25 protein-coding genes and 1 tRNA gene are annotated in these 24,911 nt (G+C 61.6%); 13 read left to right on the forward strand and 13 right to left on the reverse strand.

Translation table 11 applies throughout. The features are described from left to right. Window positions 1-72: 72 nt before the first annotated feature. Entirely contained in the window at window positions 73-4,629 is a 4,557-nt protein-coding gene (tssI, locus tag ACEN9G_RS18455; RefSeq protein WP_413337051.1) for a type VI secretion system tip protein TssI/VgrG, read from the reverse strand. Window positions 4,630-4,871: 242 nt separating this feature from the next. On the opposite strand from tssI, the gene ACEN9G_RS18460 reads away from it, so the two are divergent. Then, the gene (locus ACEN9G_RS18460; RefSeq protein WP_413337050.1) at window positions 4,872-5,186 is read left to right on the forward strand and encodes a tyrosine-type recombinase/integrase; all 315 of its coding nucleotides are present in this window, start codon (window positions 4,872-4,874) and stop codon (window positions 5,184-5,186) included. A gap of 13 nt (window positions 5,187-5,199) precedes the next feature. On the opposite strand, the gene ACEN9G_RS18465 is transcribed toward ACEN9G_RS18460, so the two are convergent. The 4 genes from ACEN9G_RS18465 to ACEN9G_RS18480 form a co-directional block, all read right to left on the reverse strand. Beyond that, window positions 5,200-5,275, reverse strand: a tRNA-Lys gene (locus ACEN9G_RS18465). A 55-nt stretch (window positions 5,276-5,330) separates the two neighbouring features. Beyond that, window positions 5,331-7,103 carry a type IV pilus assembly ATPase TfpB gene (gene tfpB, locus ACEN9G_RS18470; RefSeq protein WP_413337049.1) on the reverse strand — a complete coding sequence of 591 codons (1,773 nt, stop codon included), beginning with the start codon at window positions 7,101-7,103 and terminating at the stop codon, window positions 5,331-5,333. 1 nt (window position 7,104) lies between these two features. After that, on the reverse strand, window positions 7,105-7,893 hold the full coding sequence (locus tag ACEN9G_RS18475) for a class I SAM-dependent methyltransferase (RefSeq protein ID WP_413337048.1): 789 nt from the start codon (window positions 7,891-7,893) through the stop codon (window positions 7,105-7,107). 135 nt (window positions 7,894-8,028) lie between these two features. Continuing rightward, complete coding sequence (locus ACEN9G_RS18480) at window positions 8,029-8,550, reverse strand: glycine zipper 2TM domain-containing protein (RefSeq protein ID WP_413337047.1); 522 nt, start codon at window positions 8,548-8,550, stop codon at window positions 8,029-8,031. Between the two features lie 387 nt (window positions 8,551-8,937). Here ACEN9G_RS18480 and ACEN9G_RS18485 point away from each other — a divergent pair, with 387 nt between their 5' ends. The 5 genes from ACEN9G_RS18485 (at window position 8,938) to ACEN9G_RS18505 (ending at window position 14,092) form a co-directional block, all read left to right on the forward strand. Then, window positions 8,938-9,387, forward strand: coding sequence for a barstar family protein (locus tag ACEN9G_RS18485; RefSeq protein WP_049809485.1), 450 nt, complete (start codon window positions 8,938-8,940; stop codon window positions 9,385-9,387). A gap of 64 nt (window positions 9,388-9,451) precedes the next feature. Then, window positions 9,452-10,063 carry a phosphoribosylglycinamide formyltransferase gene (gene purN / locus ACEN9G_RS18490; RefSeq protein WP_413337046.1) on the forward strand — a complete coding sequence of 204 codons (612 nt, stop codon included), beginning with the start codon at window positions 9,452-9,454 and terminating at the stop codon, window positions 10,061-10,063. An 18-nt stretch (window positions 10,064-10,081) separates the two neighbouring features. Beyond that, window positions 10,082-11,383 (forward strand): RsmB/NOP family class I SAM-dependent RNA methyltransferase, encoded by a 1,302-nt coding sequence (locus tag ACEN9G_RS18495; RefSeq protein WP_413337045.1) that lies wholly within the window; start codon window positions 10,082-10,084, stop codon window positions 11,381-11,383. A gap of 9 nt (window positions 11,384-11,392) precedes the next feature. Beyond that, window positions 11,393-12,730 (forward strand): mechanosensitive ion channel family protein, encoded by a 1,338-nt coding sequence (locus tag ACEN9G_RS18500; RefSeq protein WP_413337044.1) that lies wholly within the window; start codon window positions 11,393-11,395, stop codon window positions 12,728-12,730. A 150-nt stretch (window positions 12,731-12,880) separates the two neighbouring features. Beyond that, window positions 12,881-14,092 carry a DesA family fatty acid desaturase gene (locus ACEN9G_RS18505; RefSeq protein WP_413337043.1) on the forward strand — a complete coding sequence of 404 codons (1,212 nt, stop codon included), beginning with the start codon at window positions 12,881-12,883 and terminating at the stop codon, window positions 14,090-14,092. Here ACEN9G_RS18505 and ACEN9G_RS18510 read toward each other — a convergent pair. The 7 genes from ACEN9G_RS18510 to radC form a co-directional block, all read right to left on the reverse strand. Then, complete coding sequence (locus tag ACEN9G_RS18510) at window positions 14,083-14,400, reverse strand: hypothetical protein (RefSeq protein ID WP_413337042.1); 318 nt, start codon at window positions 14,398-14,400, stop codon at window positions 14,083-14,085. The genes ACEN9G_RS18505 and ACEN9G_RS18510 overlap by 10 nt on opposite strands. A gap of 132 nt (window positions 14,401-14,532) precedes the next feature. Further along, entirely contained in the window at window positions 14,533-14,811 is a 279-nt protein-coding gene (locus ACEN9G_RS18515; RefSeq protein WP_413337041.1) for a hypothetical protein, read from the reverse strand. Between the two features lie 144 nt (window positions 14,812-14,955). Beyond that, window positions 14,956-16,080, reverse strand: a complete 1,125-nt coding sequence (locus ACEN9G_RS18520) for a hypothetical protein (protein WP_413337040.1) — start codon at window positions 16,078-16,080, stop codon at window positions 14,956-14,958. Between the two features lie 137 nt (window positions 16,081-16,217). Then, window positions 16,218-16,385, reverse strand: coding sequence for a 50S ribosomal protein L33 (gene rpmG, locus ACEN9G_RS18525; RefSeq protein WP_029755886.1), 168 nt, complete (start codon window positions 16,383-16,385; stop codon window positions 16,218-16,220). 13 nt (window positions 16,386-16,398) lie between these two features. Continuing rightward, entirely contained in the window at window positions 16,399-16,635 is a 237-nt protein-coding gene (rpmB, locus tag ACEN9G_RS18530) for a 50S ribosomal protein L28 (RefSeq protein ID WP_025511730.1), read from the reverse strand. A gap of 158 nt (window positions 16,636-16,793) precedes the next feature. Continuing rightward, window positions 16,794-17,333, reverse strand: a complete 540-nt coding sequence (locus ACEN9G_RS18535) for an NADPH-dependent FMN reductase (RefSeq protein WP_413337039.1) — start codon at window positions 17,331-17,333, stop codon at window positions 16,794-16,796. Between the two features lie 24 nt (window positions 17,334-17,357). Beyond that, on the reverse strand, window positions 17,358-18,032 hold the full coding sequence (gene radC / locus ACEN9G_RS18540) for a RadC family protein (protein WP_413337038.1): 675 nt from the start codon (window positions 18,030-18,032) through the stop codon (window positions 17,358-17,360). Between the two features lie 186 nt (window positions 18,033-18,218). On the opposite strand from radC, the gene ACEN9G_RS18545 reads away from it, so the two are divergent. The 7 genes from ACEN9G_RS18545 to ACEN9G_RS18575 all read left to right on the forward strand — a co-directional run bounded on the left by ACEN9G_RS18545 (window position 18,219) and on the right by ACEN9G_RS18575 (window position 23,942). After that, window positions 18,219-18,674, forward strand: a complete 456-nt coding sequence (locus tag ACEN9G_RS18545) for an FKBP-type peptidyl-prolyl cis-trans isomerase (RefSeq protein ID WP_025511734.1) — start codon at window positions 18,219-18,221, stop codon at window positions 18,672-18,674. 19 nt (window positions 18,675-18,693) lie between these two features. Further along, window positions 18,694-19,638 (forward strand): 4-hydroxy-3-methylbut-2-enyl diphosphate reductase, encoded by a 945-nt coding sequence (gene ispH / locus ACEN9G_RS18550; RefSeq protein WP_413337037.1) that lies wholly within the window; start codon window positions 18,694-18,696, stop codon window positions 19,636-19,638. A 20-nt stretch (window positions 19,639-19,658) separates the two neighbouring features. Beyond that, entirely contained in the window at window positions 19,659-20,201 is a 543-nt protein-coding gene (locus ACEN9G_RS18555) for an adenine phosphoribosyltransferase (protein ID WP_413337036.1), read from the forward strand. Window positions 20,202-20,309: 108 nt separating this feature from the next. After that, window positions 20,310-21,239 (forward strand): branched-chain amino acid ABC transporter permease, encoded by a 930-nt coding sequence (locus tag ACEN9G_RS18560; protein ID WP_056136098.1) that lies wholly within the window; start codon window positions 20,310-20,312, stop codon window positions 21,237-21,239. 11 nt (window positions 21,240-21,250) lie between these two features. Then, complete coding sequence (locus ACEN9G_RS18565; protein WP_413337035.1) at window positions 21,251-22,456, forward strand: ABC transporter permease subunit; 1,206 nt, start codon at window positions 21,251-21,253, stop codon at window positions 22,454-22,456. Continuing rightward, entirely contained in the window at window positions 22,453-23,220 is a 768-nt protein-coding gene (locus ACEN9G_RS18570) for an ABC transporter ATP-binding protein (RefSeq protein ID WP_413337034.1), read from the forward strand. Before ACEN9G_RS18565 ends, ACEN9G_RS18570 begins: the two co-directional genes overlap by 4 nt. Beyond that, window positions 23,220-23,942 carry an ABC transporter ATP-binding protein gene (locus tag ACEN9G_RS18575; protein ID WP_413337033.1) on the forward strand — a complete coding sequence of 241 codons (723 nt, stop codon included), beginning with the start codon at window positions 23,220-23,222 and terminating at the stop codon, window positions 23,940-23,942. The genes ACEN9G_RS18570 and ACEN9G_RS18575 overlap by 1 nt, the downstream gene beginning before the upstream one ends. 128 nt (window positions 23,943-24,070) lie before the next feature. Here the strand turns inward: ACEN9G_RS18575 and phaP are convergent, their stop codons facing one another. Next, window positions 24,071-24,646: a TIGR01841 family phasin gene (gene phaP, locus ACEN9G_RS18580; RefSeq protein ID WP_036239861.1), complete on the reverse strand. Its 576-nt coding sequence runs from the start codon at window positions 24,644-24,646 to the stop codon at window positions 24,071-24,073. Between the last annotated feature and the right edge of the window lie 265 nt (window positions 24,647-24,911).

The following is a 24,911-nucleotide window of genomic DNA, read 5'->3' on the forward strand; positions in this document are numbered from 1 at the left end:
GAGGTTCCGCGCCTTTGGAAATGGCGATGAACAAAGATAGCACAAGTATTGATCCACTAAGGATTATTTTATTCATTTTTTAATTTGATTCTTTTCGTTGAAAAGCACGGTAAAATTTTTATTTATGTAATCCCAAGATTCTTGATTTGCTTTTTTGGCGCTGTTTATAGAGTCGAGAATTTCCTTTTTATGTGCTTTTTCGAGCGCCTCCCACTCTGTAGCAGACTCTCCCCGTTTCACCTCCTGCGGATGTCTTTTTGCCCAATCTGCTACTAATTTGTCTTGCCAATTCGTATCGAATGGATGAACCAGAAAACCTCGAGCGATCAGTGCTGGATCGGCTGTTGCGTCTCCTTTCCACCAATGGGCAGCAACGGCTGATCCAACTTTTTTCACCGCTTCTTTCGCCAATTCGGCTGCTAGGGTGTGGAATGGATGATTGTCATGGTCTTTTGCTAGTTGAGAATGTGTTGGATTTGTCGATCCGTTTGTATTAGGGTCGCCTGCGCGGACGATTTGTTGATCGTCAACGCTATTTCCAACAAGGTGAAGCAAGGTGCTGTAGACGAAGTTATAAATATTGGAGATCAATCCAACAGTGTAAAAAGGGATTGCTTCGATGTATTTAAATGCCGGTTTTTCTGCAAGCCAATCTCTTCCTCCTAGAAAATATTCATAAGCCTTCAGTACGCGTGGATCACTATGCGCACGCAGTAAGATAAGTATGATTCGATCTGCTTTCGTGCGCTCACCAGGTTCGGTTGGTTTGAACTTCCATTCAATCTTGAATAATATATCTGCGATAGTTCCTGCTGTGCTGGCAATAACGTCATCAGAATCAAACATCCCAGTAACGACGGGAAGACTATGCTTCCCAGGTGCGGATGATGTCCATGGGAGAACATGAACGTGTCCCACTTTCCTTAAGCTAAGTTCGACAAAATTACTGTGCGCGAAGTAATCTTCAAGTACATGAAGTGCTGCGCCAAAGTGTCTGTATCCCTCCGGCCCTGGGCCAGCGGTTAGCGCCTTGTTTATCTCGCTAGACATGTATGCGGCGGAAGAATCGATATACCTCTTCATTGATTTTTGCGGATCTATCGAAGTATATTCTATGGAAGCTATCGGCTGGAAATCTTTGTCGATTGCATGCGGATCAGACGCGTTAGTGGAGTTGTTGGTTGGATTGTCGATATGTTCTACAGGACGGTACACTCCTAACATGGAAGGAGTTACTTTGAAAATATTTTTTTGCTCTGGACTTTTGACAAATTCGGCTTCGGCAAAAATGTCTACTAGCTCTGTTAGCTCTTGGCGAGAAAACGCTGCGGGAAAATTTCGTGGTGCTTCAGGCATTCGGACGATAGAAGGATCGAGTAATTGTGAGTAATCGCGCAACCAGTTTCCGAAGTAAATCTGCTTGATTATATTTTTTCCTTGAAAATGTATAGAGGCTTCAAATATGGCATGCTCGATCGACTGATGGCCAAACGACGAAGTTGGTCGTTCTTGATTATGTTCACCCATGCCTGCGCCAAAAAATTCGATATTGCCATTCTTGCCTTCGTTACGCTGTGCATCTTCGTTTTGGGATTTTTGTATGGCTTGCTGTACCGCGTGGTAATCGACTTTAAGTTCGCCGTTAAAAGTGGGGGAGCGATAACTTGCATATGGTGTGGAGCTGCTATTGCAAAAATCAAAAAAGGCAATGTTATAGGCGAATTTCGCACCCTCATCGCCTTCTGCATCTGGCGCAATTGCGGAAGTGCCGTCCGGATTTTTCTCAGCCAAATCGCTACGTAGTACTAAATCAATATAGTGGCCAAATTCATGTAGTAGCGCGGTCAGCAGTTCCCATGAGTCGTCGTTACCCGCTGCAGCGCGATCAGCAGCCGCCCGATGTACCAGAATTTCACGTGTTTCGTTGTCGAATGAAGCCGGATAATGGCAACTCATCATTACCTTAATGGTCGGTTGTTTGAGTGAACCATTTTTCAGTCCTTCGTATAGCTTGATATAGGTTTCTGCAGGGATGTCGTAGCCAAATATAGGCGCCAAAAACATAACGAATTCGGCGTGTGTAAAGTTTTTTGCTACCTGCTTGATCTGATTAAATGCAAACGAACTTTCGAGGTGTCGATCGGTTTCTACAACTGCATTGGCGTTGGGAGCGAGCGAGAAAGCTTGTCTTTTCTTGTTAGGCTCAACAGCGACACTTTTCGAAGGCAAGGTCTCAAGATTGCCGTGGAAAAGAACAGGCGATGAAGTGAAGAACTGCGTTTGATCGCTAATTTCGAGCATGTGATTAGCGCCCTGCAGCCTCACCCCTTTCTTGCCCCTGATCGTCACCCAGTCCGACTCGCTCAAGAGCGCAAGCACCTTGTTGGCGATGATCTCCACGTCGTCCTCTTGCGCCTGTACGGACACCTTGCCGCCGGCGGCGATCAGCTTCATCCCAGCCTTGTGCACGAACAGCCGGAAGGTCTTGCCGATGCTTGCGAACACTCCTTCAGTGCTAGCAATCGATAAACTTTTGCCACTGGTAATGGCCGTATGACGGCTGCTGGCGATGTGAGTGGACTGTGCAGAGCTCAGCTCGATACCTGCCGGACTGGCGACGACCAGATGTGGTTCGGCCAACTCTTTGAACTTTCCTGTGCCGCATCCCTGGATGCCTTGGCTCTGGGATTTAAGGTCCTTAACCGTATCCTCTTGCTGAAGTTCTTGCTTCTCCTGCGCGCCGTAGTGCTGTGCTAACCCGACCAGTTGTTCCTGTAAGTCCGCGGCGGTCGATAGCCGCTTAATCGTTTCGCCCATATCCTTGATATGGGATGCGGCGTTCGGCCGTGTTTCCGTCGTTATAAGCATGCCTTGGCTAGCACGCGCCACGCCCCAGGCATTGGTCGCGATTTCCCAGCCTTCGCCACGTGCATCTTTGCGCCCGCTAGTGTCTTCGATGCGCGTAATATGTCCAAGCGACAGCTGGCTGCACTGATGATCGCTCTTCAACTGCGCCTGGATCTTGCCTGGGGTGTCGTCCAGCACCAGATGGTTGCCACGCCCACTCGCTTCGCCCGCCCGCAGTTCGCGGCTGCGCAGACCACTCAGGGGCTGTTGCTCCGGCAGCTGCCACGGCGGCATGTGCGTGTAGTTGTACAGCACACCAAGGATCAGCGGATGGTCGATATTCCCGTTCACGAAGACCACGCCCACTTCCTCGCCGACCCGCGGCAGGCGAATAAGCCCGAACTCGACACCGGCGCCCGGCGACATTACGCGCAGCCAGGGCGAGCTGTTCTCGTCGTATTTGCCGAGCCGGTCCCAGTGGAACTGGACCTTGACCCGCCCATAGCCATCGGTATGGATCTCGGCGCCGGCCGGCCCGACCACGATGGCGGTCTGGATGCCGTGATAGGTGCACGGCTGGCTGTTGTAGTGACGGCCCGGGCGCCACTGGATATCCTTGCGCACGCAGTGAAACGAGTTCTCGTAGTTCGATGGCGCGCCCGGCCCGGCCTGGTAATTGTTGCTGGCTTCGTGGTCGACGGAGAGGATCAGGTAGTCGCGATCACGGATGCTGGGCTGGGCCGGCTCGCCGCGCTTGGGAACGCGCAGCTCGGCGCTGAAGTGGTCGGCAAGCTTGAAGCACCGGCCCGGCTGGGCGGTACGATCGTTGCCGCGGGCTTCGAAGCTCTGCGTGTTCGCGTCGCGCTCGCCCATGCGCTGCTGCGCGAGCTGTTCGCCCTCGTCATGGGTGCGGAAACCGTACGATCCGGTGTCTTCGTAGATTTCGTAGGGGAAGACGTCACCCTGGTTATTCAGGGACTCGGCGGTCGAGCGCTGCGCGACCGGGCTCTTGTAATCGAAGCTGGCCAGGGTCGTCTGGCCTGATCCGAGGCGACGCACGGGACTCCATTCGCGGATGCCGTCCTCTTCGAGCGAGCCCGCTTTGTCGCGGAACGGAATTTCGCCAGAATCGTCGATCCCGGTCGGATCGATGGGTTGCGCGAGCGTGCTCCTGTCGCTGAGCCAGAGCGTGTGCCCATCCGCCCGGTGCTCGTACCAGTAGTGCAGCCCGAGTTCCTCCCAGCGGCGGTGCAGGTGGTTGTAGTCGGTTTCGTCATACTGGTTCGCGCAGGTCATGCGCGGGTACTCAGCGACGATGACCGGATTCCAGTCGGCCTGGCGGTAGTGGGCAAAGGTCAGCTCGGTCAATTCGATGGCGCTCTTGCCGTGGAACGACCGGTTGTCCTTGCGCAGCTTGGCGAATGCCAGCCATGGCTCGAGGACCATGTGGTAGAACGCGAAGCCGCCGTCGGTGCGAAGGAAACGGAATTCAGTGACATAGCCGTTGAAGTAGCGCAGCGAGCCGTCTTTGCGCACGAGCGAGATCGTGACCATCCTGGCCATCATCGCCTTCAGCGGAATCTGCGCGTCGTCCGACAGGAGTTCGACCTCGAAGCGGAAGCACCGCGAGACTTCCTCGTGCGCCTTGAGCCGGTTCGGCAGGAGAATGCGATCCGGACCGTCGTTGTAGGGGAATTCCAGACGCATCAGGCGGTCGTGCTGCGCATCGTGACTGAACGCCGAGAGCGCAGCTCCCGCCGCGATCGCTTGGCTTTCGCCCATGTGTTACCTCCGATGGGTTATCAGGTATCAGATTTTCCATCGGCTAAGGTAACCAACCGCTTTTCGGGAGACCTTGATTTTAAGTAATTAGGAACTGAGCTGTTGTCCCGATGGGCAGCGACATTGCAGCGAACTTTCGCCACGCATGCTGATTTTGCTCAGCTTGATTGATCTCAAGGCGAGCTGACGAGCGGGTTCTACATTTTTCCTTTGGTTGCCAGCAGGGGCAGCCGATCAGGTACGTGAACACGAAGGCCTCGCGCAATGCGCTGAAGCGGGCCAGCATAACGGACTTCCGCTGGCATGACCTACGGCACACCTGGGCCAGTTGGCGGATCCAAAACGGCACGCCGTTGTACGACGTGCAGGAGATGGGCGGCTGGAAGTCAGCCGCAATGGTGCGGCGGTACGCGCACTTGGCGCCGGCACACATGGCGCGGCACGCGGCGGTAGTAGACGGACTGCTGCGCGTCACAAGTACGGCACAGTATGTAGAAGAGCGGACTGCCGCAGATACAAAAAAAGGCGTCACGATCACTCGTAACGCCTTGATTTGATACTGCAAATTCGTGGTAGGCCGTGCTGGGCTCGAACCAGCGACCAACGGATTAAAAGTCCGCTGCTCTACCAACTGAGCTAACGACCCGAAGAAGGCACGCATTATAGCGGGCCGTTTTGATTTACGCCAGAGCTAACGTAAATCAGTGCGCCACGGTGGACTTCAGCACTTCCTCAGCCGTCGTCACGCCCTCGGCCACCTTGTAGGCACCGGCGATGCGCAGCGGCTTCATGCCGTCGGCCACGCTTTGCTGGCGCAGCGCGGCCAGGTCCGTTTTTTCCTGCAGCAGTTGCGAGAAGGTTTCCGTCACCGTGACGAGTTCGTACAGGCCCGTGCGGCCGCGGAATCCCGTGTGGCGGCATTCCGGACAGCCGATCGGCCGGTAGACGGTCGTCGGCTTCGGCAGGTTCCAGGTGCCGCCCAGGGCCTGCCAGACGTCGTCCGACAGTTCGCCGTCCGCGGCCTTGCAGTGCGGGCACAGCGTGCGCACCAGGCGCTGGGCCATGATGCCGATCAGCGTTGCTTCCAGCAGGTAGTAGGGCACGCCCAGTTCCAGCAGGCGCATGACGGCGGACGGGGCGTCGTTCGTGTGCAAGGTCGACAGCACGAGATGGCCCGTCAGCGCGGCCTGGATCGCCATCTCGGCCGTCTCCAGGTCGCGGATCTCGCCGACCATGATGATGTCCGGGTCCTGCCGCATCAGCGCGCGCACGCCGTCGGCGAACGACAGGTCGATGCCCGGCTGTACCTGCATCTGGTTGAACGACGCCTCGACCATCTCGATCGGATCTTCGACCGTGCACACGTTGACTTCGCTCGTGGCGAGCGCCTTCAGCGTGGTGTACAACGTCGTCGTCTTGCCGGAGCCGGTCGGGCCCGTGACGAGGATGATGCCGTGCGCGCGCTTCGTCAGCGCATCCCAGCGTGCCGCGTCGTCCGGCGGGAAGCCCAGTTCCGGCAGCGTCTTGACGACGACTTCCGGGTCGAAGATGCGCATCACGAGTTTTTCGCCGAACGCCGTCGGCATCGTGGACAGGCGCAGCTCGACTTCCTGGCCGTCGTTCGTGCGCGTCTTGATGCGGCCGTCCTGCGGGCGGCGTTTCTCGATGACGTCCATGCGGCCCAGCAGCTTGATGCGGGCCGTCATGGCGATCATCACGACGGCCGGCACCTGGTACACCTGGTGCAGCACGCCGTCGATGCGGAAGCGGATCGCGCCGGCGTCGCGCTTCGGCTCCAGGTGGATGTCGGACGCGCGCTGCTCGAACGCGTAACTCCACAGCCAGTCGACGATGTTGACGATGTGCTGGTCGTTCGCGTCGACCTGTTTATTCGTCTTGCCCAGTTCGACCAGTTGCTCGAAGTTGTTGCGCAGCGCGAGGTCCTGGCCGCTGGACTTGTTCGCGTCACGGATGGATTTCGCGAGGCTGAAGAATTGCGAGATGTATTGCGCGATGTCGAGCGGATTCGCGATCACGAGCTCGATGCGGCGGCGCGAGAGGCGCGCGATCTCGTCCTGCCATTCGGTGCGGAACGGATCGGCCGTCGCCACGACCAGCGTGCCCGGTCCCAGTTCCACCGGCAGGATATTAAAACGCGCCGCATAGCTGGCCGACATCACGTCCGCGACCTTGGTGAAATCGATCTTGAGCGGATCGATGCGGAAGAAGGGCAGGCCGACCTTGCCGGCGCACCATTCGCTGAGCACGTCCAGCGTGAGCAGTTTATGGGGAGCCTTTGCCGACACGATCTTGCACTGCGCGACCGCCGTCAGCGGGTGCATCGACCCGACCGCATTCTTGAGGAGGCTTTGCGCCTGGGCGAAGTGCGGCTTGACGGTCGATTTCTCGACGATGCCGTCGGCCAGCAGCCACGAAAAGATGGCTTGCAGGTCGAGGGCCTTTGGTTTTTGCATGTCAGTTCGCGCCGGCCGCCGCGATGCCCTTGACCCAGGACTTGGCCGGCAGCTTCGTCGCGGCCACGATCTGCGCGGCGCGTGCGGCGAGGCGGTCCTTGTCGAGATCCGGCTTCTTCTTGAAGCACAGCGCGACGACGTTGCCGTCGTGGACCTCCGGCAGGCAGATCACGTGGGCGAACGCGAAGCGCATGGCCTTGATGTTCTTCGCGAAGCTGGGGTGGTCGCCGAACAGGTTGACGGTCATGACGCCGCGGTCCGTCAGGCAGGCGTCGCAGGCCCGGTAGAACTCGGGCGTGTCGAGCACGGGGCCGCGCGCGGTGGCGTCGTACAGGTCGCACTGCAGGGCATCGATCGTGTCGTGGTTGGCCTCGTCGAGCACGAAGTCCATCGCGTCCATCTCGCGTACGCGCAGGCGTTCGTCTTCCGGCGGCAGTTTGAACATCGAATTACAGATCGCGATCACGGAGGGATTCAGTTCCACCGCGGTTACCTGCGCCTGCGGGAACTGGCGATATGAGAACTTGGTCAAAGCCGCTGCGCCCAGGCCAAGCTGGACGATGGCGTGCGGCTCGTCGATGAACAGCATCCAGGCCATCATCTGCTGAGCGTACTCGAGTTCAGGCCAGTCCGGCTTGCGGATGCGCATGGCACCTTGCACCCATTCGGTACCGAAATGGAGGTAGCGCACACCGTCCTGTTCGGACAGGGTGACGGGCGCAAACTTGGGCTTGCGGGCGGGACGGCGCGACGATTCGGCCTGTTCGATGGATTTGCGTTTGATGAGCATAGGATGAGCGAAAGAAGCATCCTATTATCGGCGGGAAGGAATCCGCAGCGCAAGAAGCGCTGCGGATGGCAGCAGACGCTGCGGAGGAAGCCGACGGCTCGGGGAAGGGGGCGGTCCCCCGCGCCGGAAGATGTGTTACTGGTATTGATCCGGTTCGACCGACACGCGCAGGCGCACACGGTTGCCCGGGTCGCGGTTCATGACCGTCGTGTAGGTGTGGCCGCGGTAATCGTAGGTTACGTCGTAGCCGTTCGTGCGCTCCTGGATGGAGTCGACGGTGCGGCAGCGCTGCACGGCCTGTTCCTGCACTTGCGGGCCGTAGTTGCGGCCGTTGTTGTCGACGTTGTCGCCGACCATGCCGCCCGCGATCGCACCGGCCGCGGCAGCCGCGACGCGACCGTTGCCGCCACCCACCTGGCTGCCCAGCAGGGCGCCGGCGATGCCGCCGATGACGGTGCCCGCCTGGCTGCGCTGTTGCGGCACCTGGGCCTGCACGTAATCGGTACGGCATTCCTGGCGCGGCGTACGCACCTGCTCGATGCGCGGCTGGACGCGCGTCACGCGGCCGAAGTCCTCGAAATCGCCGGCCTGTGCCTGGGCCAGCGGCAGGGCGCACACGCCCAGGGCGGAGAGAATCAGTTTGGCTTTGACGTTCATGCTCATACCTCGTTTGGTGGTGCTTCTGATCTGTTGGTATCGAAAGGCGTTTCGCCCACCACTGAATCTTAGCGCTGGTTGGCCCGCATTTCCGATCCGTGTGGCAACAAAATGTAACAGCAGGTATACGCGCCAAAACGCCCGGTTCAGAGGAGAAAAGCGTGGAAAAAGCGCCAACAATGGATGAAAAAACTCGTCTTTTTTTACAAATATGAGCGACTCGTCCATATTCGGGTTGATTCGCTTACCACAAAACGTTACCCTTAGGAGACTTAGGGTTTTATTGGCGCGTGGAAATCAGACCAGGAGAAAGCGAACAACCCCGCCGCTTCCGCAAACCACCGCGCGCTGGAGCAGCAGAACCAGACTGGGTGACTTGAGGAAAAAATGAGTTTGTTGATGAGAGTACCGCCGAATCTTGTGCAGTCCATCCGCGCTTACCGTGCACCGGAGCTGCAGAAGGAGGCGATGCGCCTTGGTCATCATTTTCTCTATGCCCTGTGCACGAATGCGCTGACGAAGCAGCAGGTCTGTGCCCGCATCGGCGAGCAATTCTTCTTCCCCAAACCCTGCAGCAAGAATTTCGACGCGCTGCGCAACTGTCTCACCGAAGTCATCGCCGAGGCCGGACCGCAGCCCGGCTTCATCGCCGTGCTCGATCAATTGCCGAATACGCAAAAATTCGACAAGGAAGCGCGCGAAACCCTGCTCGACGTCTTCCGCGACGCGGCCGAATTCTGGGCCGAGAAAAAAGTCCCGTTCCGCGTATTTTATTCCTTCGAAGAGCCGCAATCGCCCCAACCCGTGGGGTGGGTGGGGCCCCACGCGTTCAAGTAAGCGCGGCGTTGCCGTCATTTCCTTCCTTGGGTCCGCCCATCGGCTCGGGTTACAATGCGCGCTTATGAAAAATATCGTGATCCTTATTTCTGGCCGCGGCAGCAACATGGAAGCCATCGTGCGCGCGCAGCAGGCCGAAGCCTGGCCGGCCCGTATCGCCGCCGTGATCAGCAATAAGCCGGACGCCAAGGGCCTGGCATTCGCGGCGTCCCACGGCATTCCGACCGCCGTCGTCCCCAACAAGGAATTCCCGACCCGCGAAGCGTTCGACGCCGCCCTGCAGGAAACGATCGACCGGTTCAATCCGGACCTCGTCGTGCTGGCCGGCTTCATGCGCATCCTGACGGCGCCGTTCGTCGAACACTACGCGGGCCGCATGCTGAACATCCACCCGTCGCTGCTGCCGCTGTTCCCCGGACTGCACACGCACCGGCAGGCGCTGGACGCGGGCGTGGCGGAACACGGCGCGACCGTGCATTTCGTCACCGCCGAGCTGGACCACGGTCCGGCCGTGATCCAGGCGCGCATCCCCGTGCTGCCGGGCGATACGGAAGACAGCCTGGCCGAACGCCTGCTGGCGGAGGAACACGTCATATATCCGAAAGCGGTGCGCCTGTTCATCGAAGACAGGCTCTGCATCGAAAACGGCGAGGTCCGGATCGCCGTGACTCCCTGAATCCACCAAGGAACACCCATGAGATTGCCACCCGCGATACTCGGCAATGCTGAAGAGGTATTGCGCGAGATCCTGCGCTTTACTTCCCCTGCCGACGTCACCCTGTCGCGCTACTTCAAGGACCACCCCCGTCTCGGCGGACGCGAACGCGGCGCCATCGCCGAATGCGTCTATGCCGTCCTGCGTCATAAATCGTTCTTCACCGATTTCGCCGGTACCGGCGCGTCGATGCGCCGCCTCACGGTGCTCGGCATGGCCGAAGCCATCGGCGCCGACTCGCTGGGCGGCCTGTCGGAAGACGAAACGGCCCTGCTGACGCGCATCAAGGAGATCGACCGTTCGCTGCTGCCGCCGAAGAAACTGGCGAACCTGCCCGACTGGCTGTACGACAAATTCGTCGCCCAGTACGGCGAGGAAGAGACGCTGGCGCTGGCCGCCGTGCTGAACACGCCGGCGCCGCTGGACCTGCGCGTGAACTCGCTGAAGACCGACCGCGACAAGGTCATCGCCGAACTGGCGACGGCACCGATCGCGGCCGAACCGACGCCGTACTCGGCGCTGGGCCTGCGCATCTGGAAGAAGCCGACGCTGCAGAACCTGCCGCTGTTCAAGGAAGGCGCGATCGAAGTGCAGGACGAGGGCAGCCAGGTGCTCGCCCAGCTGCTGGGCGCGCGCCGCGGCGAGATGGTCGTCGACTTCTGCGCCGGTGCCGGCGGCAAGACACTGGCCATCGGCGCCATCATGCGCAGCACGGGCCGCCTGTACGCCTTCGACGTGTCGGAAAAGCGCCTGACCAAGCTGAAGCCGAGGCTGGCGCGCAGCGGGCTGTCGAACGTGCATCCAGTCGTCATCGCGCACGAACGTGACGCCAAAGTGAAGCGTTTGGCCGGCAAGATCGACCGCGTGCTCGTCGACGCGCCATGCTCCGGCATGGGCACCCTGCGCCGCAATCCGGACGTGAAATGGCGCCAGCAGCCGCAAGATATCGTCGAATTGACGGAAAAACAGGCATCGATCCTGGACGGCGCCGCGCGCCTCGTGAAATTCGGCGGCCGCCTCGTCTACGCGACCTGCAGCCTGCTGGACGAAGAAAACACGGGCATCGTGCAGGGCTTCCTCGCCACGCATCCGGATTTCGAGCTGGTGCCGATGCACAAGGTCCTGGCCGAGCAGCGCATCCCGCTGGAGATGGGCGATTACCTCAAGATGCTGCCGCACAAGCACGGTACGGACGGCTTCTTTGCCGCCGTGCTGGAGCGCAAGGCCGCGCCCGCCAAGGCCGTTGCCGACGAGTCCGACGAAGACGCTGCTTCGGAGTAATTGGGGCCGATGCCGCTGACCAACCTGATCGACGACCTGTTGGATGACCTGAGCCGCCCCGGCATGCCGTGGCAGGTCGGGTCCATCGTCGCTTCGATCCTGTTCGGCTGGCTCAGCGCGCAACTGGTCCGCGTGTGGTGGCGCCGCCGCCGCGGCGAGGACGGCAGCCTGCTGCACACGGGCGTGGAAAGTTTTACGCGCGTCGTGGCGCCGCTGCTCGTCGTCGGGTTGCTGTACCTGGCGCAGGTGGTGCTAACCAAAACCCACTTCCACACGAACATCGTCAAGGTGGCGATCCCCGTGTTCTGGTCGCTGGCCGCCATCCGCCTCGTGTTCTACCTGCTGCGCCGCGTGTTCGCGCGCCGCGGACAGCTGGGGCAGACGCTCGTCACGTTCGAAAAGATCTTCGCGCTCGTCGCGTGGCTTGCGGTGGCGTTGTACATCACGGGCCTGTGGCCGGATATCTTCGATTTCCTCGACAGCTACAAGATCCAGTTCGGTCCGAAAAAATCCAGCAGCGTCACCCTGGCCGACATCGCGCAGGCCGTCGCGTCCGTCGTCGTGATGCTGATGCTGGCCCTGTGGGCCGGCGCCGCGCTGGAAGAGCGGCTGATGGGCGTGCACGCGCTGCACAGCTCGCTGCGGGTGGCGCTGGCGCGCCTGAGCCGCGCGCTGATGATCGTCGGCGCCGTGCTGCTGAGCCTGAACCTGGTCGGCATCGATTTGACCGTGCTGTCCGTGTTCGGCGGCGCCCTGGGCGTCGGCCTCGGTCTCGGCATGCAGAGAATCGCCAGCAACTACGTGTCCGGTTTCATCATCCTGCTCGAACGGAGCCTGTCCATCGGCGACATGATCACGGTCAGCACGTTCACGGGAAAGGTCACCCAGATCAACACGCGCTACACCGTGTTGCAGGGCCTGGACGGCGTCGAGACCGTGTTGCCGAACGAGTTACTCATTTCCGGCCCCGTGCAGAACCAGTCGCTGACGACGCGCAGGGTGCGCGCGTCGACGAAGATCACGGTCGCCTACGGTTCCGACCTGGAGCAGGTGATGCCGTTGCTGGTGGCGCAGGCCGTCGGCACGCCGCGCGTGCTGGAAGATCCGGCGCCCGGCATTTCGCTGTCGCGCTTCGGTCCGGACGGCTACGAGCTCGACCTGGGTTTCTGGATCGCCGATCCGGAGAACGGGCAGGGCGGTGTCGTTTCGGAAATCAATAAAAAGGTGTATGCCCTGGTGCAGTCCGGTACCGTCAAACTGGGCTTTCCATCTGTTGATACCCGCCTCCTCGACTCCCATATAGCATCGGTTGTGGCGCGGATCACGCAGCCGGCGCAGAATTCTTAGCCGGGTGCGCGTCGATTGCGTCACGGCGTGCCGTGCGGCACCGGTTACGCGTAAAATGCATCTTTGCGTCATGCACGAAAGCGTGACACTCTTGTCATAGTGACTGTTTCATAGAAAGAACAGCATCCTCTCATCCTTAGTGGAGTATCGATGAATTTTCTCAGCAACATCCTGCACGCCGTGCTGTCCTTCCTGGATGGCGGTCTGTTCGACCTGTCGGTCTGGCAGATGGTCGTGTACACGCTGGTCGTCACGCACATCACGATCGCCGGCGTGACGATTTACCTGCACCGCCACCAGGCGCACCGCGCGCTGGACCTGCACCCGATCGTGAGTCACTTCTTCCGCTTCTGGCTGTGGCTGACCACGGGCCAGGTAACCAAGGAATGGGCTGCGGTGCACCGCAAGCACCATGCCAAGTGCGAAACGGTGGACGACCCGCATAGCCCGGTGACGCGCGGCATCAAGGAAGTGTTGCTGCGTGGCGCGGAGCTGTATCGCGCCGAAACGAAGAACCAGGAAACGCTGGACAAGTACGGCCACGGCTGCCCGAACGACTGGATGGAGAACAACCTGTACACGAAGTACAGCTGGCTGGGCGTGTCGATGCTGCTGCCGCTGAGCGTCGCGCTGTTCGGCGTCGCCGGCATCACGATCTGGGCCGTGCAGATGCTGTGGATCCCGATCACGGCGGCCGGCATCATCAACGGCATCGGCCACTACTGGGGCTACCGCAACTACGACTGCAATGATGCGGCCCGGAACATCATGCCGTGGGGCATCCTCATCGGTGGTGAAGAGCTGCACAACAACCACCACACGTTCGCCACGTCGGCCAAGCTGTCGAGCAAGTGGTACGAGTTCGACATTGGCTGGGCGTACATCCGCCTGATGGAAATGGTGGGCCTCGCCAAGGTCAAGAAGACGATTCCGAAGCCGAAACTGCAAAAGAACAAGCTGGAAGCCGACTTCGACACCCTGCAGGCCGTCATCGCCAACCGCTACGACGTGATGGCGAAATATGCCAAGTCCGTCAAGTACGCATTCCGCGAAGAAGTGGAACACCTGAAGCAAAAGGCCGAGCTGGAATCCCGCTTCCTGAAGAGCTCGCGCAAGCTGATGCAGCGCGAACCGGCCAAGCTGCAGGCACCGCAACAGGCCCAGCTGGTCGAACTGTTCCAGCACAGCAAAGCCCTGGAAACGATGCACCAGATGCGCGTGGAACTGGGCGCGATCTGGGAACGCTCGCACTCGACCCGCGACCAGCTGCTGCACCAGCTGCAGGACTGGTGCACCCGCGCCGAAGCGTCGGGCATCAAGGCGCTGCAAGAGTTTTCGATGCGCCTGCGCAGCTATGCGTAAGCAGGCATGACATGGCCGGCATGGCCGCCCCATGACGAACACCCCTCATGCAGGGGTGTTTTGTTTTCCGGGGCCCGATCGGCGGCCGTGCCTGAAATGGCTGGTGCATCGAACAGCGCGCGCGTATGATCGCCGAAAGGGAGGGTATCGGCGTCAATCGGGCGTGTCCTGCCAAGTCCGGAGAACCTGTCATGATAGAACGTCAACGCCGTTCTGACGAAGCGACCGCAAACGCCGTCGCGCGCGGCCTGAATATCCTTTACGTCCGTAACGCGGACCTCGCCCAACGCTACATGGAACACAAACATGTTCCACTCCAGGTTATCCACCGGGTACTGACCCGCCCTGACTTGCGCCGCCGGCTCAGCCCGGAGCAATCGATTTCGGAAGCCATCACGCCTTCGCCGCCGGACGAGTCCGGGCGATAGGCCGCGCCCGCACTAGGTGGCGTGCTGTCCAGACTCGGGCGACAGGAGCTCGGCGTCGGCGTCTTCCCGCGCGGTGGCATGTTCGGCCCCCATGCTGTCATCGATCGACTGGCGCTCCTCGGCGGCCAGCTCGGGCGGATCCAGCATGTCCGCTAGCATGGCGGCGAGTTCAGGCGTGTCCCACGGGGTGCCGCTGCGTTCCTTGATGTGGATATAGTGCCGGATTTCGCTGTCCTGCTCGGACGTGAGCGGCAATCCGCGAAAGGTATTGGAAGGTCTGGATTCTTTCATGATGCTCTCGATTCATATCCCGTTTCCGGGCCTGGCGTGAGGGCGCTCTATGCGCGTCATCGAGATGGCATGGGGCGGTGCTGGTGGTCATTCGACTCTACGCGCATCCGTCACGGGCGGGCGCACGGCAGTTCGGCGTGACGATCAGCGGCAGAACGCTACCGGCGGATATCCGCAAGCGATCATCGTTCCGACGTCCGGATTTGCCAGGTAATCCAGGTGCGCCGTCACCGGGTTTTCGATCAAGCCCAGCCACGTGCTGTCGTTCGACACGAGCACGTCGGCGACAGCCACGTCCGGCGCCGCGTAGCGGGCGGGCAGCAGGCGGTAGGACAGCAAATCGTTTGGATCGGTGAAGGCGACGACGGCCAGGCGCTGCAGGGTGTCCGCGCGACGGTTGGGCTGGCGCCGGCGCAGTTCCAGGAAGCGCTGCAAGGCGTCGGCCAACCGCATGTCCTGCGTGGCGATCGCCCGCTGTGCCGCCGCCGACTGCTCGGCCAGGCCCAGGATGGGCAACTGGTTGCCGGCCATGAACAGCAGTCCCAGCCGGCGCGCTGCCTGCTGGCCCAGCGCCCGCGTCTGCGGTTGCCACGATTCCAGCATGGCGCTCAGGGCGTCGAACAGCATCTTGCTGCCCAGGCTTTCCGCGACGACGACGAGCGGTGCCTCGCTGTCGGGATCCTGCTCGAGCACCTGCGCGATCGTCCGCACCATCGCATCGCGGATCGCGACGTGGCTTTCGCCCTGGTAGATGACGGCGTCGGACAGGCAATCGTTCAGCAGGTTGTCCTTGACGTAGCCGTTCAGCGAGGCGCGCTTCGGCTTGCATGCGCCGGCCGCGGTGCAATCCGTCGGCTTGCCCGTCATGTCGACGTCGAGCTGGTGCTTCAGGCCGGCCGTCAGCGGCGACCACACGAGGGCGTGGAAGCGGACCGTGCCGCCGGCAAGCCTGCGCGTGCGCTCGACGACTTCCACGCGCGGCGGCGCCGTGGTGCTGGCAGGTGCCGGCGCGTGCGCTTCGACGATGCCCGTGATGCGGTCGATCTGGCGCTCGGCCCAGGCCGTATCGTGGGTGCACATGCCGTGGACGAGGAGCACGTCGACGGGGCGCGTGCCGGCTTCCGCGACGCTGCTGGCAATGCCGGGAAAGGTCGCGCTGCCATGCACGACGACGGGAGGGCGGTAGGGCGTGGAGCAGGCGGCGAGGCCGGCAAGGGCGGCCAGGGCAGGCAGGAGCGACAGTCGGGTAGGCCACAGGTTGTGCCACATAAGGCGATTCTCCAGCGAAGGTGGACGATCGACTATAACGACGCGGGAGAGTGGATCAAATGACCCCAATCAATGGCACAGAAAAACAAAAAAGCCGCGCGCGGTGAAGCGGGCGGCTTTCTTTGAAAAGAACCAGATTACTTGATCTTGGTTTCTTTGTAGACCACGTGCTTGCGAGCTTTCGGGTCGAATTTGGTGATTTCCATCTTCGCCGGCATCGTGCGCTTGTTCTTGGTCGTGGTGTAGAAGTGACCGGTACCTGCGGTCGATTCCAGTTTGATCTTGTCGCGGCCAGTTTTTGCCATGATGACTCCCTAATTAGATTTTCTCGCCGCGGGCGCGCATATCGGCCAGCACAGCGTCGATGCCGAGCTTGTCGATGACGCGCAGGCCGGCGTTCGAAATACGCAGGGAGACCCAGCGGTTTTCGGATTCTACGAAGATGCGGCGGTTCTGCAGGTTCGGCAGAAAACGACGCTTGGTTTTGTTGTTGGCGTGGGAGACGTTGTTGCCAACCATCGGACCCTTGCCAGTAACTTGGCAAACACGTGCCATAGCGCACTCCTTGAATAAACTTCCACAATCGGAAAAACGAGAGTATAGCTCGAAAACCGTCGAGTAATCAACAACTTGCGGAAAAAAATTGTTAATCGATAAATCGACGAAATTTAACAATCGTGAAGTTTCGCAATGTTTGCTTCGTAAGGGCTTGTTTACACACTGTTATTCGCGCGTCCGACGTGCGCAACGAGCGCCCGCAGGGCGGCTGCGATCGGCGCCGCGAAGCGTGGTTCCGACGCAATCCGGTCCGGATCGACGCGGGAGCCGATGACGGGAATGCGCAGGCAGGCGTCGAGGACGAGGTCGGCCGACATCGTGCGCAGCGTCTCTTTCAGCGCCTCGTCGGCATGAAACGATTGGTACGACGGATTCAGCACGGCGACCGGCTTCCCCGCGAACGGCGCGTGGTTCACGACCCAGTCCAGCGTGTTCTTGATGGTGCCCGTGACCCCGTGCGCGTACTCGGGGCTGGCGATGAGGAGGGCGTCGGCCGCCGTGATCGCCTCCTGCAGGGCCAGCACGCCGGCAGGGATCTCGGTGCGCTCGGGACTGAACAGCGGGAAATCCAGGTGGTGTTCGAAGAGGTGGATGGCGACACCGTCGGGCGCGAGGTCGCGGCAGGCGCGCAGCAGGCCGCCGCTCATCGAACGGGTGCGCTGGCTGCCGCAGAGGGCGAGGATACGGATGGGCATGAGAGCATCTTAGCTCAGATGAGCTCAGATCTGCCCGTGCTCCGCGAAGGAATGGATGAGCGGCCCGGCCACGATGAAATGGTCGAGCACGCGGATGTCCACGAGACTGAGCGCCTTGACCAGGGCGCCCGTGAGGCGCAGGTCGGCCTCGCTCGGCTCCGGCACGCCGGACGGGTGATTGTGCGCGAGGATCACGCTGGCCGCGTTGTAGTCCAGCGCCTCGATGACGACTTCGCGCGGGTAGACGCTCGTCTGCGCGAGCGTGCCGCGGAACAGTTCACGGTCGGCGATCAGGCGGTTCTTGACGTCCAGGAACAGGACGACGAACGATTCGTGACGCTGGCCGCCCAGCTTCATGCGCAGGTAGCGCTTGACGAGCTCGGGCGAGCCGAACGCCTCGCCCGCCTGCAATTGTTCGGCGATGGCGCGGCGGGCCAGTTCCATCACGGCCTGCAATTGCGCATATTTCGCCATGCCGAGGCCGTGCACCTCGGCACAATCGCCCAGGGTCGCGCCGAACAGGCCGTGCAGCGAGCCGAAGTGTTGCAGGATGTCGCGGCCCAACTCGACCGCGCTCTTGCCGCGCACACCCACGCGCAGCAGCAGCGCCAGCAGTTCCGGATCCGACAACGCCTGCGCGCCCTCGCGCACGAGCCGTTCGCGCGGCCGGGTCTGCTCCGGCCAGTCTTCGATTCCCATCCGACCCTCCATGCAAGATCGTGCATTATTCGCGCGACGGGAGCAGGGCGGTTTGGGCATGCGCAAGCCCGTGATCGTAACGTTTTTGCATGTGCAACAGATCGGCGACAGAAATCGCACCGGCTGAGGCGGGACGGGCACAGGTGGCTTACAATAGCGGTTTGCACGTCAACCGAACACGCAACAATGTCCTCCACTAACGCTCCCGTCGTCACCGAATCGTCGTACCTGACCCTCCATTACCGTCTTGCCACCGCCGACGGCAAGGACATCGTCACGACCTTCGGCAGCACCCCGGCCACCCTGCTGCTGGGCCAGGGCCAGCTCGCCCCGTTCCTGGAGCAGCGCCTGCTCGGCCTGGCCGAAGGCACGCACACGACGTTCGACCTGACCGCCGCTGAAGGATTCGGGGAGCGCAATCCCGACCTGATCCAGGTCGTGACGAAAAAGACCCTGGACGAGAACTCGGAACCGGATGCCGATTACCAGGTCGGCGACCTCGTCGACTTTCGCGCGCCGGGCGGCGGCCGCTTTGCCGGCGTGCTGCGCGAGATGCGCGCCAACGACGCCGTGTTCGACTTCAACCACCCGCTGGCCGGCCAGCCGCTGAAGTTCGAAGTCCAGCTGATTTCCGTACTCTGACCACAGCCATCACCGAACCATGGACAACGAGATCCTGTTAGCCCAGCCGCGCGGCTTTTGCGCCGGCGTCGACCGTGCGATCGAGATCGTCGAGCGTGCCCTGCAGCAGTTCGGCGCGCCCATCTACGTGCGCCACGAAATCGTCCACAACGCCTACGTCGTCAACGACCTGCGCAACAAGGGCGCGATCTTCATCGAAGACCTGGACGATGTCCCGGCCGGCAATACGCTCGTGTTTTCCGCGCACGGCGTGTCGAAGGCCGTGCGCGAGGAAGCCGAGTCGCGCGGCCTGAAGGTCTATGACGCCACCTGCCCGCTGGTCACCAAGGTGCACGTGGAAGTGGCCAAGATGCGCAAGCAGGGCGCCGAAATCGTCATGATCGGCCACGCCGGCCACCCGGAAGTCGAGGGCACGATGGGCCAGGCGGAAGAGGGCATGCACCTCGTCGAGACGGTCGACGATGTAGCGAAACTGAACGTCGGCAATCCCGACCTGCTGGCCTATGTGTCGCAGACGACCCTGTCCGTCGACGACACCGCGGAGATCATCGCCGCGCTGAAGGCCCGTTTCCCGAACATCGTGGAGCCGAAGAAGGGCGACATCTGCTACGCGACGACGAACCGCCAGGAAGCCGTGAAATTCATGGCGCCGCAGGTGGAAGTCGTGATCGTCGTCGGCAGCCCGAACAGCTCCAATTCGAACCGCCTGCGCGAAGTGGCGGAAAAGAAGGGCACGCCGGCCTACATGGTCGACAACGCCGCCGGCATCGATCCGGCCTGGATCGCCGGCAGGAAGCGCATCGGCGTCACGGCCGGCGCGTCGGCCCCGGAAGTGCTCGTGCAAGCCGTCATCGAGCGCCTGAAAGACTTGGGTGCCGCCAGCGTGCGCGCGCTCGAGGGCGTCGAAGAGCACGTCACGTTCCCGCTGCCCAAGGGCCTGGACGGCGGCAAGGCCGCGGCCTGAATCACCCCTGGTTTGATCCAATGAACGTATTCGACCTGCGCCCGCGCTCGCCCTCCGGTTTCGACACCATCCCGCTGGAATTCTTCCAGGATTACCCGGAACCGGGCGTCAATTTCATCGACGTGGGCTGCGTCTTCGACAACCCGACCCACTGGCAGCTCGCCATCGACGCGCTGACCGAACGCACGGCCCACCTCGACGTCGACTTCCTCCTCGCGATGGACGCGCGCGGCTTCATGCTCGCGGGCGCGCTCGCGTACCAGCGCGGCATCGGCTTCGCGATGGCGCGCAAACCGGGCAAGCTGCCGGGCGCCGCGATCGGCATCGATTACCGCCGCGAGTACGGCAGCGCCACGATCGAGATCCAGCCGGAGCGCATCAAGGGCCAGCGCGTGCTGATCGTCGACGACGTGCTGGCGACCGGCGGCACCATCGAGGCGGCGGCCACGCTGCTGCGCCGCATCGGCAAGGATGTCGTCGGTGCTGCCGCCCTGTTCGACGTCGCGTTTTTCAAGGACAAACGCAACCTGACCATGCCGGTGGTGACCCTGCGCGACGTGTAAATCCCGGCAACGCATCTGTTATGATGACGCTCGGAATTATGTTGCTTGGCTAGCGGCACTCGTACCACGGGTGCCGTTTTTGTTAGTTCGAAAGGAAACCACACAAGCATGGAAACTTTTGTCCAACAGATCCTGAACGGGCTGGTGCTGGGCAGCATGTATGCGCTCGTCGCACTCGGCTACACGATGGTCTACGGCGTGCTCAACCTCATCAACTTCGCCCATGGCGACGTGCTGATGATCGGCGCCATGGTCGGCCTGTCGATCCTGAAACTGCTGGACGGCGTCTTTCCCGGCCTGCCCGGCGGCGTGCAGCTCGCCATCGCCATCGTCGGCGCGATCCCCGTCACGATGCTCGTGAACGTCCTCATCGAACGCATCGCCTACCGCCGCCTGCGCAACGCGCCGCGCCTGGCCCCGCTGATCACCGCGATCGGCGTGTCGATCCTGCTGCAGACCTTCGCCATGATGATCTGGGGCCGCAGCCCGCTGCCGTTCCCGCAACTGCTGTCGTCCGACCCGGTCAATGTCGGTGGCGCCGTGATCTCGCACACGCAGATCTTGCTGCTCGTGCTGGCCGCCGCCGCGATGGTCGGCCTCGTGTTCCTCGTCGAGAAGACCCGCATGGGCCGCGCGATGCGCGCCGTCGCCGAGAATCCGCGCGTGGCCGGGTTGATGGGTGTGGACTCCAACCGCGTCATCGTCGCCACGTTTGCCATCGGCGCCGCGCTGGCGGCCGTCGCCGGCGTGATGTGGGGCGCGAATTACGCATCGATCCAGTTCGCGATGGGCACCGTGCCGGGCATGAAGGCGTTCTCTGCCGCCGTGCTGGGCGGTATCGGCAATATCTACGGCGCTATGATCGGCGGGATCGTCCTCGGCATCATCGAGAGCCTCGGTGCCGGCTACATCGGTGACCTGACCGGCGGCTTCCTCGGCAGCCATTACCAGGACATCTTCGCGTTCATCGTGCTGATCCTCGTGCTGACCGTGCGTCCGTCCGGCATCATGGGCGAGCGCGTGGCCGACCGCGCGTAAGGAGATCGCCCATGTCTCTCCTGACTTTCGACACCGTCCACAAACCGCGGCAATCGTACGCCAGCATGGCCGTGCTGCTGGCCGTGATGCTCATCTTCCCATTTGTCGCCGCCCAGTTCGGCAACTCGTGGGTGCGCATCCTCGACATGGCGCTGCTGTACATCATGCTGGCGCTGGGCCTGAACATCGTCGTCGGCTTCGCCGGCCTGCTCGACCTGGGCTATATCGCGTTCTTCGCCGTCGGCGCGTACCTGACGGGCCTGTTCGCGTCGCCGCAGTTCGCCGCGCTGCTGGAATCCATCGTGAACTACCACCCCGAACTGCAGGACGCCATCGTGCGCACCTTCGGCGAGGACGTGCGCACCAACGGTATTCATCTCTCCGTCTGGTTCGTCGTGCCGCTGGCGGGGCTGACGGCCGCGCTGTTCGGCGCGCTGCTGGGCGCCCCGACGCTGAAGCTGCGCGGCGACTACCTCGCCATCGTCACGCTGGGCTTCGGCGAGATCATCCGGATCTTCATGAACAACCTGAACGATCCGATCAATTTCACCAACGGTCCGCAAGGCATCAACCTGATCGATCCGGTCCGCATCTTCGGCGTGTCGCTGGCCGGCGAGGCGGGGTCGCGCGCGACGGTGTACATCGGCGGCTACGGCATCCCGTCCGTCAACGCCTACTATTTCCTGTTCCTGCTGCTGTGCATGGTGACGATCTTCATGACGAGCCGGTTGCAGCATTCGCGCCTGGGCCGCGCGTGGGTCGCGATCCGCGAAGACGAGATCGCCGCGAAGGCGATGGGCATCAACACCCGCAACGTCAAATTGCTCGCGTTCTCGATGGGTGCGTCGTTCGGCGGCGTGGCGGGCGCCATGTTCGCGGCCTTCCAGGGTTTTGTCTCTCCGGAATCGTTCTCGCTGACGGAATCCATCGCCGTGCTGGCGATGGTCGTACTGGGCGGCATTGGCCATATCCCCGGCGTCGTGATGGGCGGCGTGCTGCTGGCCGCGTTGCCGGAAGTGCTGCGCCACATCGTCGAACCGGCGCAGCAGGCGCTGTTCGGCAAGGTCGTCATCGAGGCCGAGGTGCTGCGCCAGCTGCTGTACGGCCTGGCCATGGTCTTGATCATGCTGAACCGTCCGGCGGGCCTGTGGCCGTCGCCGGTCAAGGAAGACCGCCCCAATGCGGCCATCGCCAAAGAGGAAGAGAGCGAGGCATGAGCGACATCCTGCTGAACATCTCCGGCGTCAACAAACGCTTCGGTGGCCTGCAAGCCCTGACGGACGTCGGCATCAAGATCATGAAAGGCCAGATCTATGGCCTGATCGGCCCGAACGGCGCCGGCAAGACGACCTTCTTCAACGTGATCACGGGCCTGTATCAACCGGACACGGGCACGTTCCAGCTGGACGGCAAGCCGTATTCGCCGTCGGCGCCGCATGCCGTCGCCAAGGCCGGCATCGCGCGCACGTTCCAGAACATCCGCCTGTTCGGTGAAATGTCCGCGCTGGAAAACGTGATGGTGGGACGCCACGTGCGCACGCACCAGGGCGTGTTCGGCGCCATCTTCCGGCACGGCGCCGCGCGCCGGGAAGAGGCCGCGATCCGCGCCCGCGCGCAAGAGTTGCTGGGCTTCGTCGGCATCGGGCAGTTTTCCCAGCGCACGGCGCGCTTCCTGTCGTACGGCGACCAGCGCCGCCTGGAGATCGCCCGCGCGCTGGCGACGGAACCGAAGCTGCTCGCGCTGGACGAGCCCGCGGCCGGCATGAATGCGACGGAAAAGGTCGCGCTGCGCGAGCTGCTGGTCAAGATCCAGGGCGCGGGCGTCACGATCCTGCTGATCGAACACGACGTGAAACTCATGATGGGGCTGTGCGACCGCATTTCGGTGCTGGAGTACGGCAAGCTGATCGCGGAAGGGCTGCCGGCCGAGATCCAGAAGAACCAGGCCGTCATCGAAGCCTATCTCGGAGGTGCCCACTGATGGTCGATCATGTTCTGAAAATTTCTGGCCTGAAGGTGGCGTACGGCGGCATCAAGGCCGTCAAAGGGATCGACCTGGAAGTCAACCGAGGCGAACTCGTCACGCTGATCGGCGCCAACGGCGCGGGCAAGACGACGACCTTGAAAGCGATCACGGGCACGCTGCCGCCGTGCAAGGTGGAAGGCACGATCGCCTATCTCGGCCAGCCTTTGAGCGCCAATAAATCGTTCAAACTGGTCGAGCAAAAGCTGGCAATGGTGCCGGAAGGCCGCGGCGTGTTCACGCGCATGACCATCCACGAAAACCTGCTGATGGGCGCGTACACGCGCAACGACAAGGCTGCCATCGAGGACGACATCGAGAAGTGGTACACGGTGTTCCCGCGCCTGAAGGAGCGCTCCGGCCAGCTGGCCGGCACGTTGTCCGGCGGCGAGCAGCAGATGCTGGCGATGGCGCGCGCGCTGATGTGCCATCCCACGCTGCTGTTGCTGGACGAGCCGTCGATGGGTCTTGCGCCGATCATGGTCGAGAAGATCTTCGAGGTGATCCGCGACGTGTCGAAGCAGGGCATCACCGTCCTGCTCGTGGAGCAGAACGCGAAGCTGGCGCTGCAGGCGGCGCACCGCGCTTATGTGATGGAGTCGGGCGCGATCACCATGACGGGGAATGCGCAGGACATGCTGCATGATCCGCGCGTGCAGGCGGCGTATCTGGGCGAATAGTCTCGCACGAAATGGTGGGCACCCCGTGCCCACGCGTAAGGCCAACAAAACAAACGGCCCGGAACCGCTTGCGCGGTCCGGGCCGTTCGGCTTCCGTGGGAGGGGAAGCAGCGGTGTGATCTTACAGCTTAGGCAGCAGCAGCCGAGTTGGCGGCAGCGCCAGCCTTGCGGGTGGCTTGCGTGAACTGCGACACGGCGGCGTTCAGGTTCGATTCGATCGCCTCGACGGCCTGCTTGGTCGTCTTGGTGAACTGCTCGTAGCCGGCGTTGGCGTTGCTGATGGCGGTTTTCAGGGCCGAGACATAGGTCTCCGAACCGGCCGGGGCGTTCTTGGTCACTTCGTCGACCAGCGAGATCACCTTGCGGTTGACTTCGGCGAACTGGCTTTCGGCGGCTTTCGAGAATTCGGCGCCGGTGTCGGCGGCGATCGATGCCACCTGGCGGCTGTAGGCCAGGGCTTTTTCAGCAGCCGGTTGGGCTTGCGAAGCCGACACGGCGAAGAATTCCTGGGCATCCTTGACAGCCAGCAGCTGGCGCGTGGTTGCCGACGAGTCTTCGATGGCGGCCTTGACGGTGTTGATGTTCAGGTCCACCAGCTTTTCCACGCCTTCGAAAGTCTTGGAGGTCAGGGCCGAAAACAGGGCAAACTGGGATTCGAGGTTGGCTTTGGTCGCGTTCGAAAACTGCTCAGGGAATGCAAACATATGGTTCTCCAGTAATGGATCGTTATGAACTTTTGCTTTTCAGGTGTCTTGGGACACCTGCATGGACCAGTGAAGCGATGAAACAAGGAAAAACCTGGCACTGCTTGATAAAGCGCGTTGATTGTGCGCCGCAACATGAAGCCATTTTTCCCGGTTTTCGATTATGCGTCAAGCACTTTTGATGCGTCGCACAATTCAACCGCACTCTCTTGAGTAAGATCAATAGATACAAACGTTTGCACCGTTTTTGTTTGCGCCGTTACAA

This window comes from Massilia sp. Masssp94, from assembly GCF_059491305.1.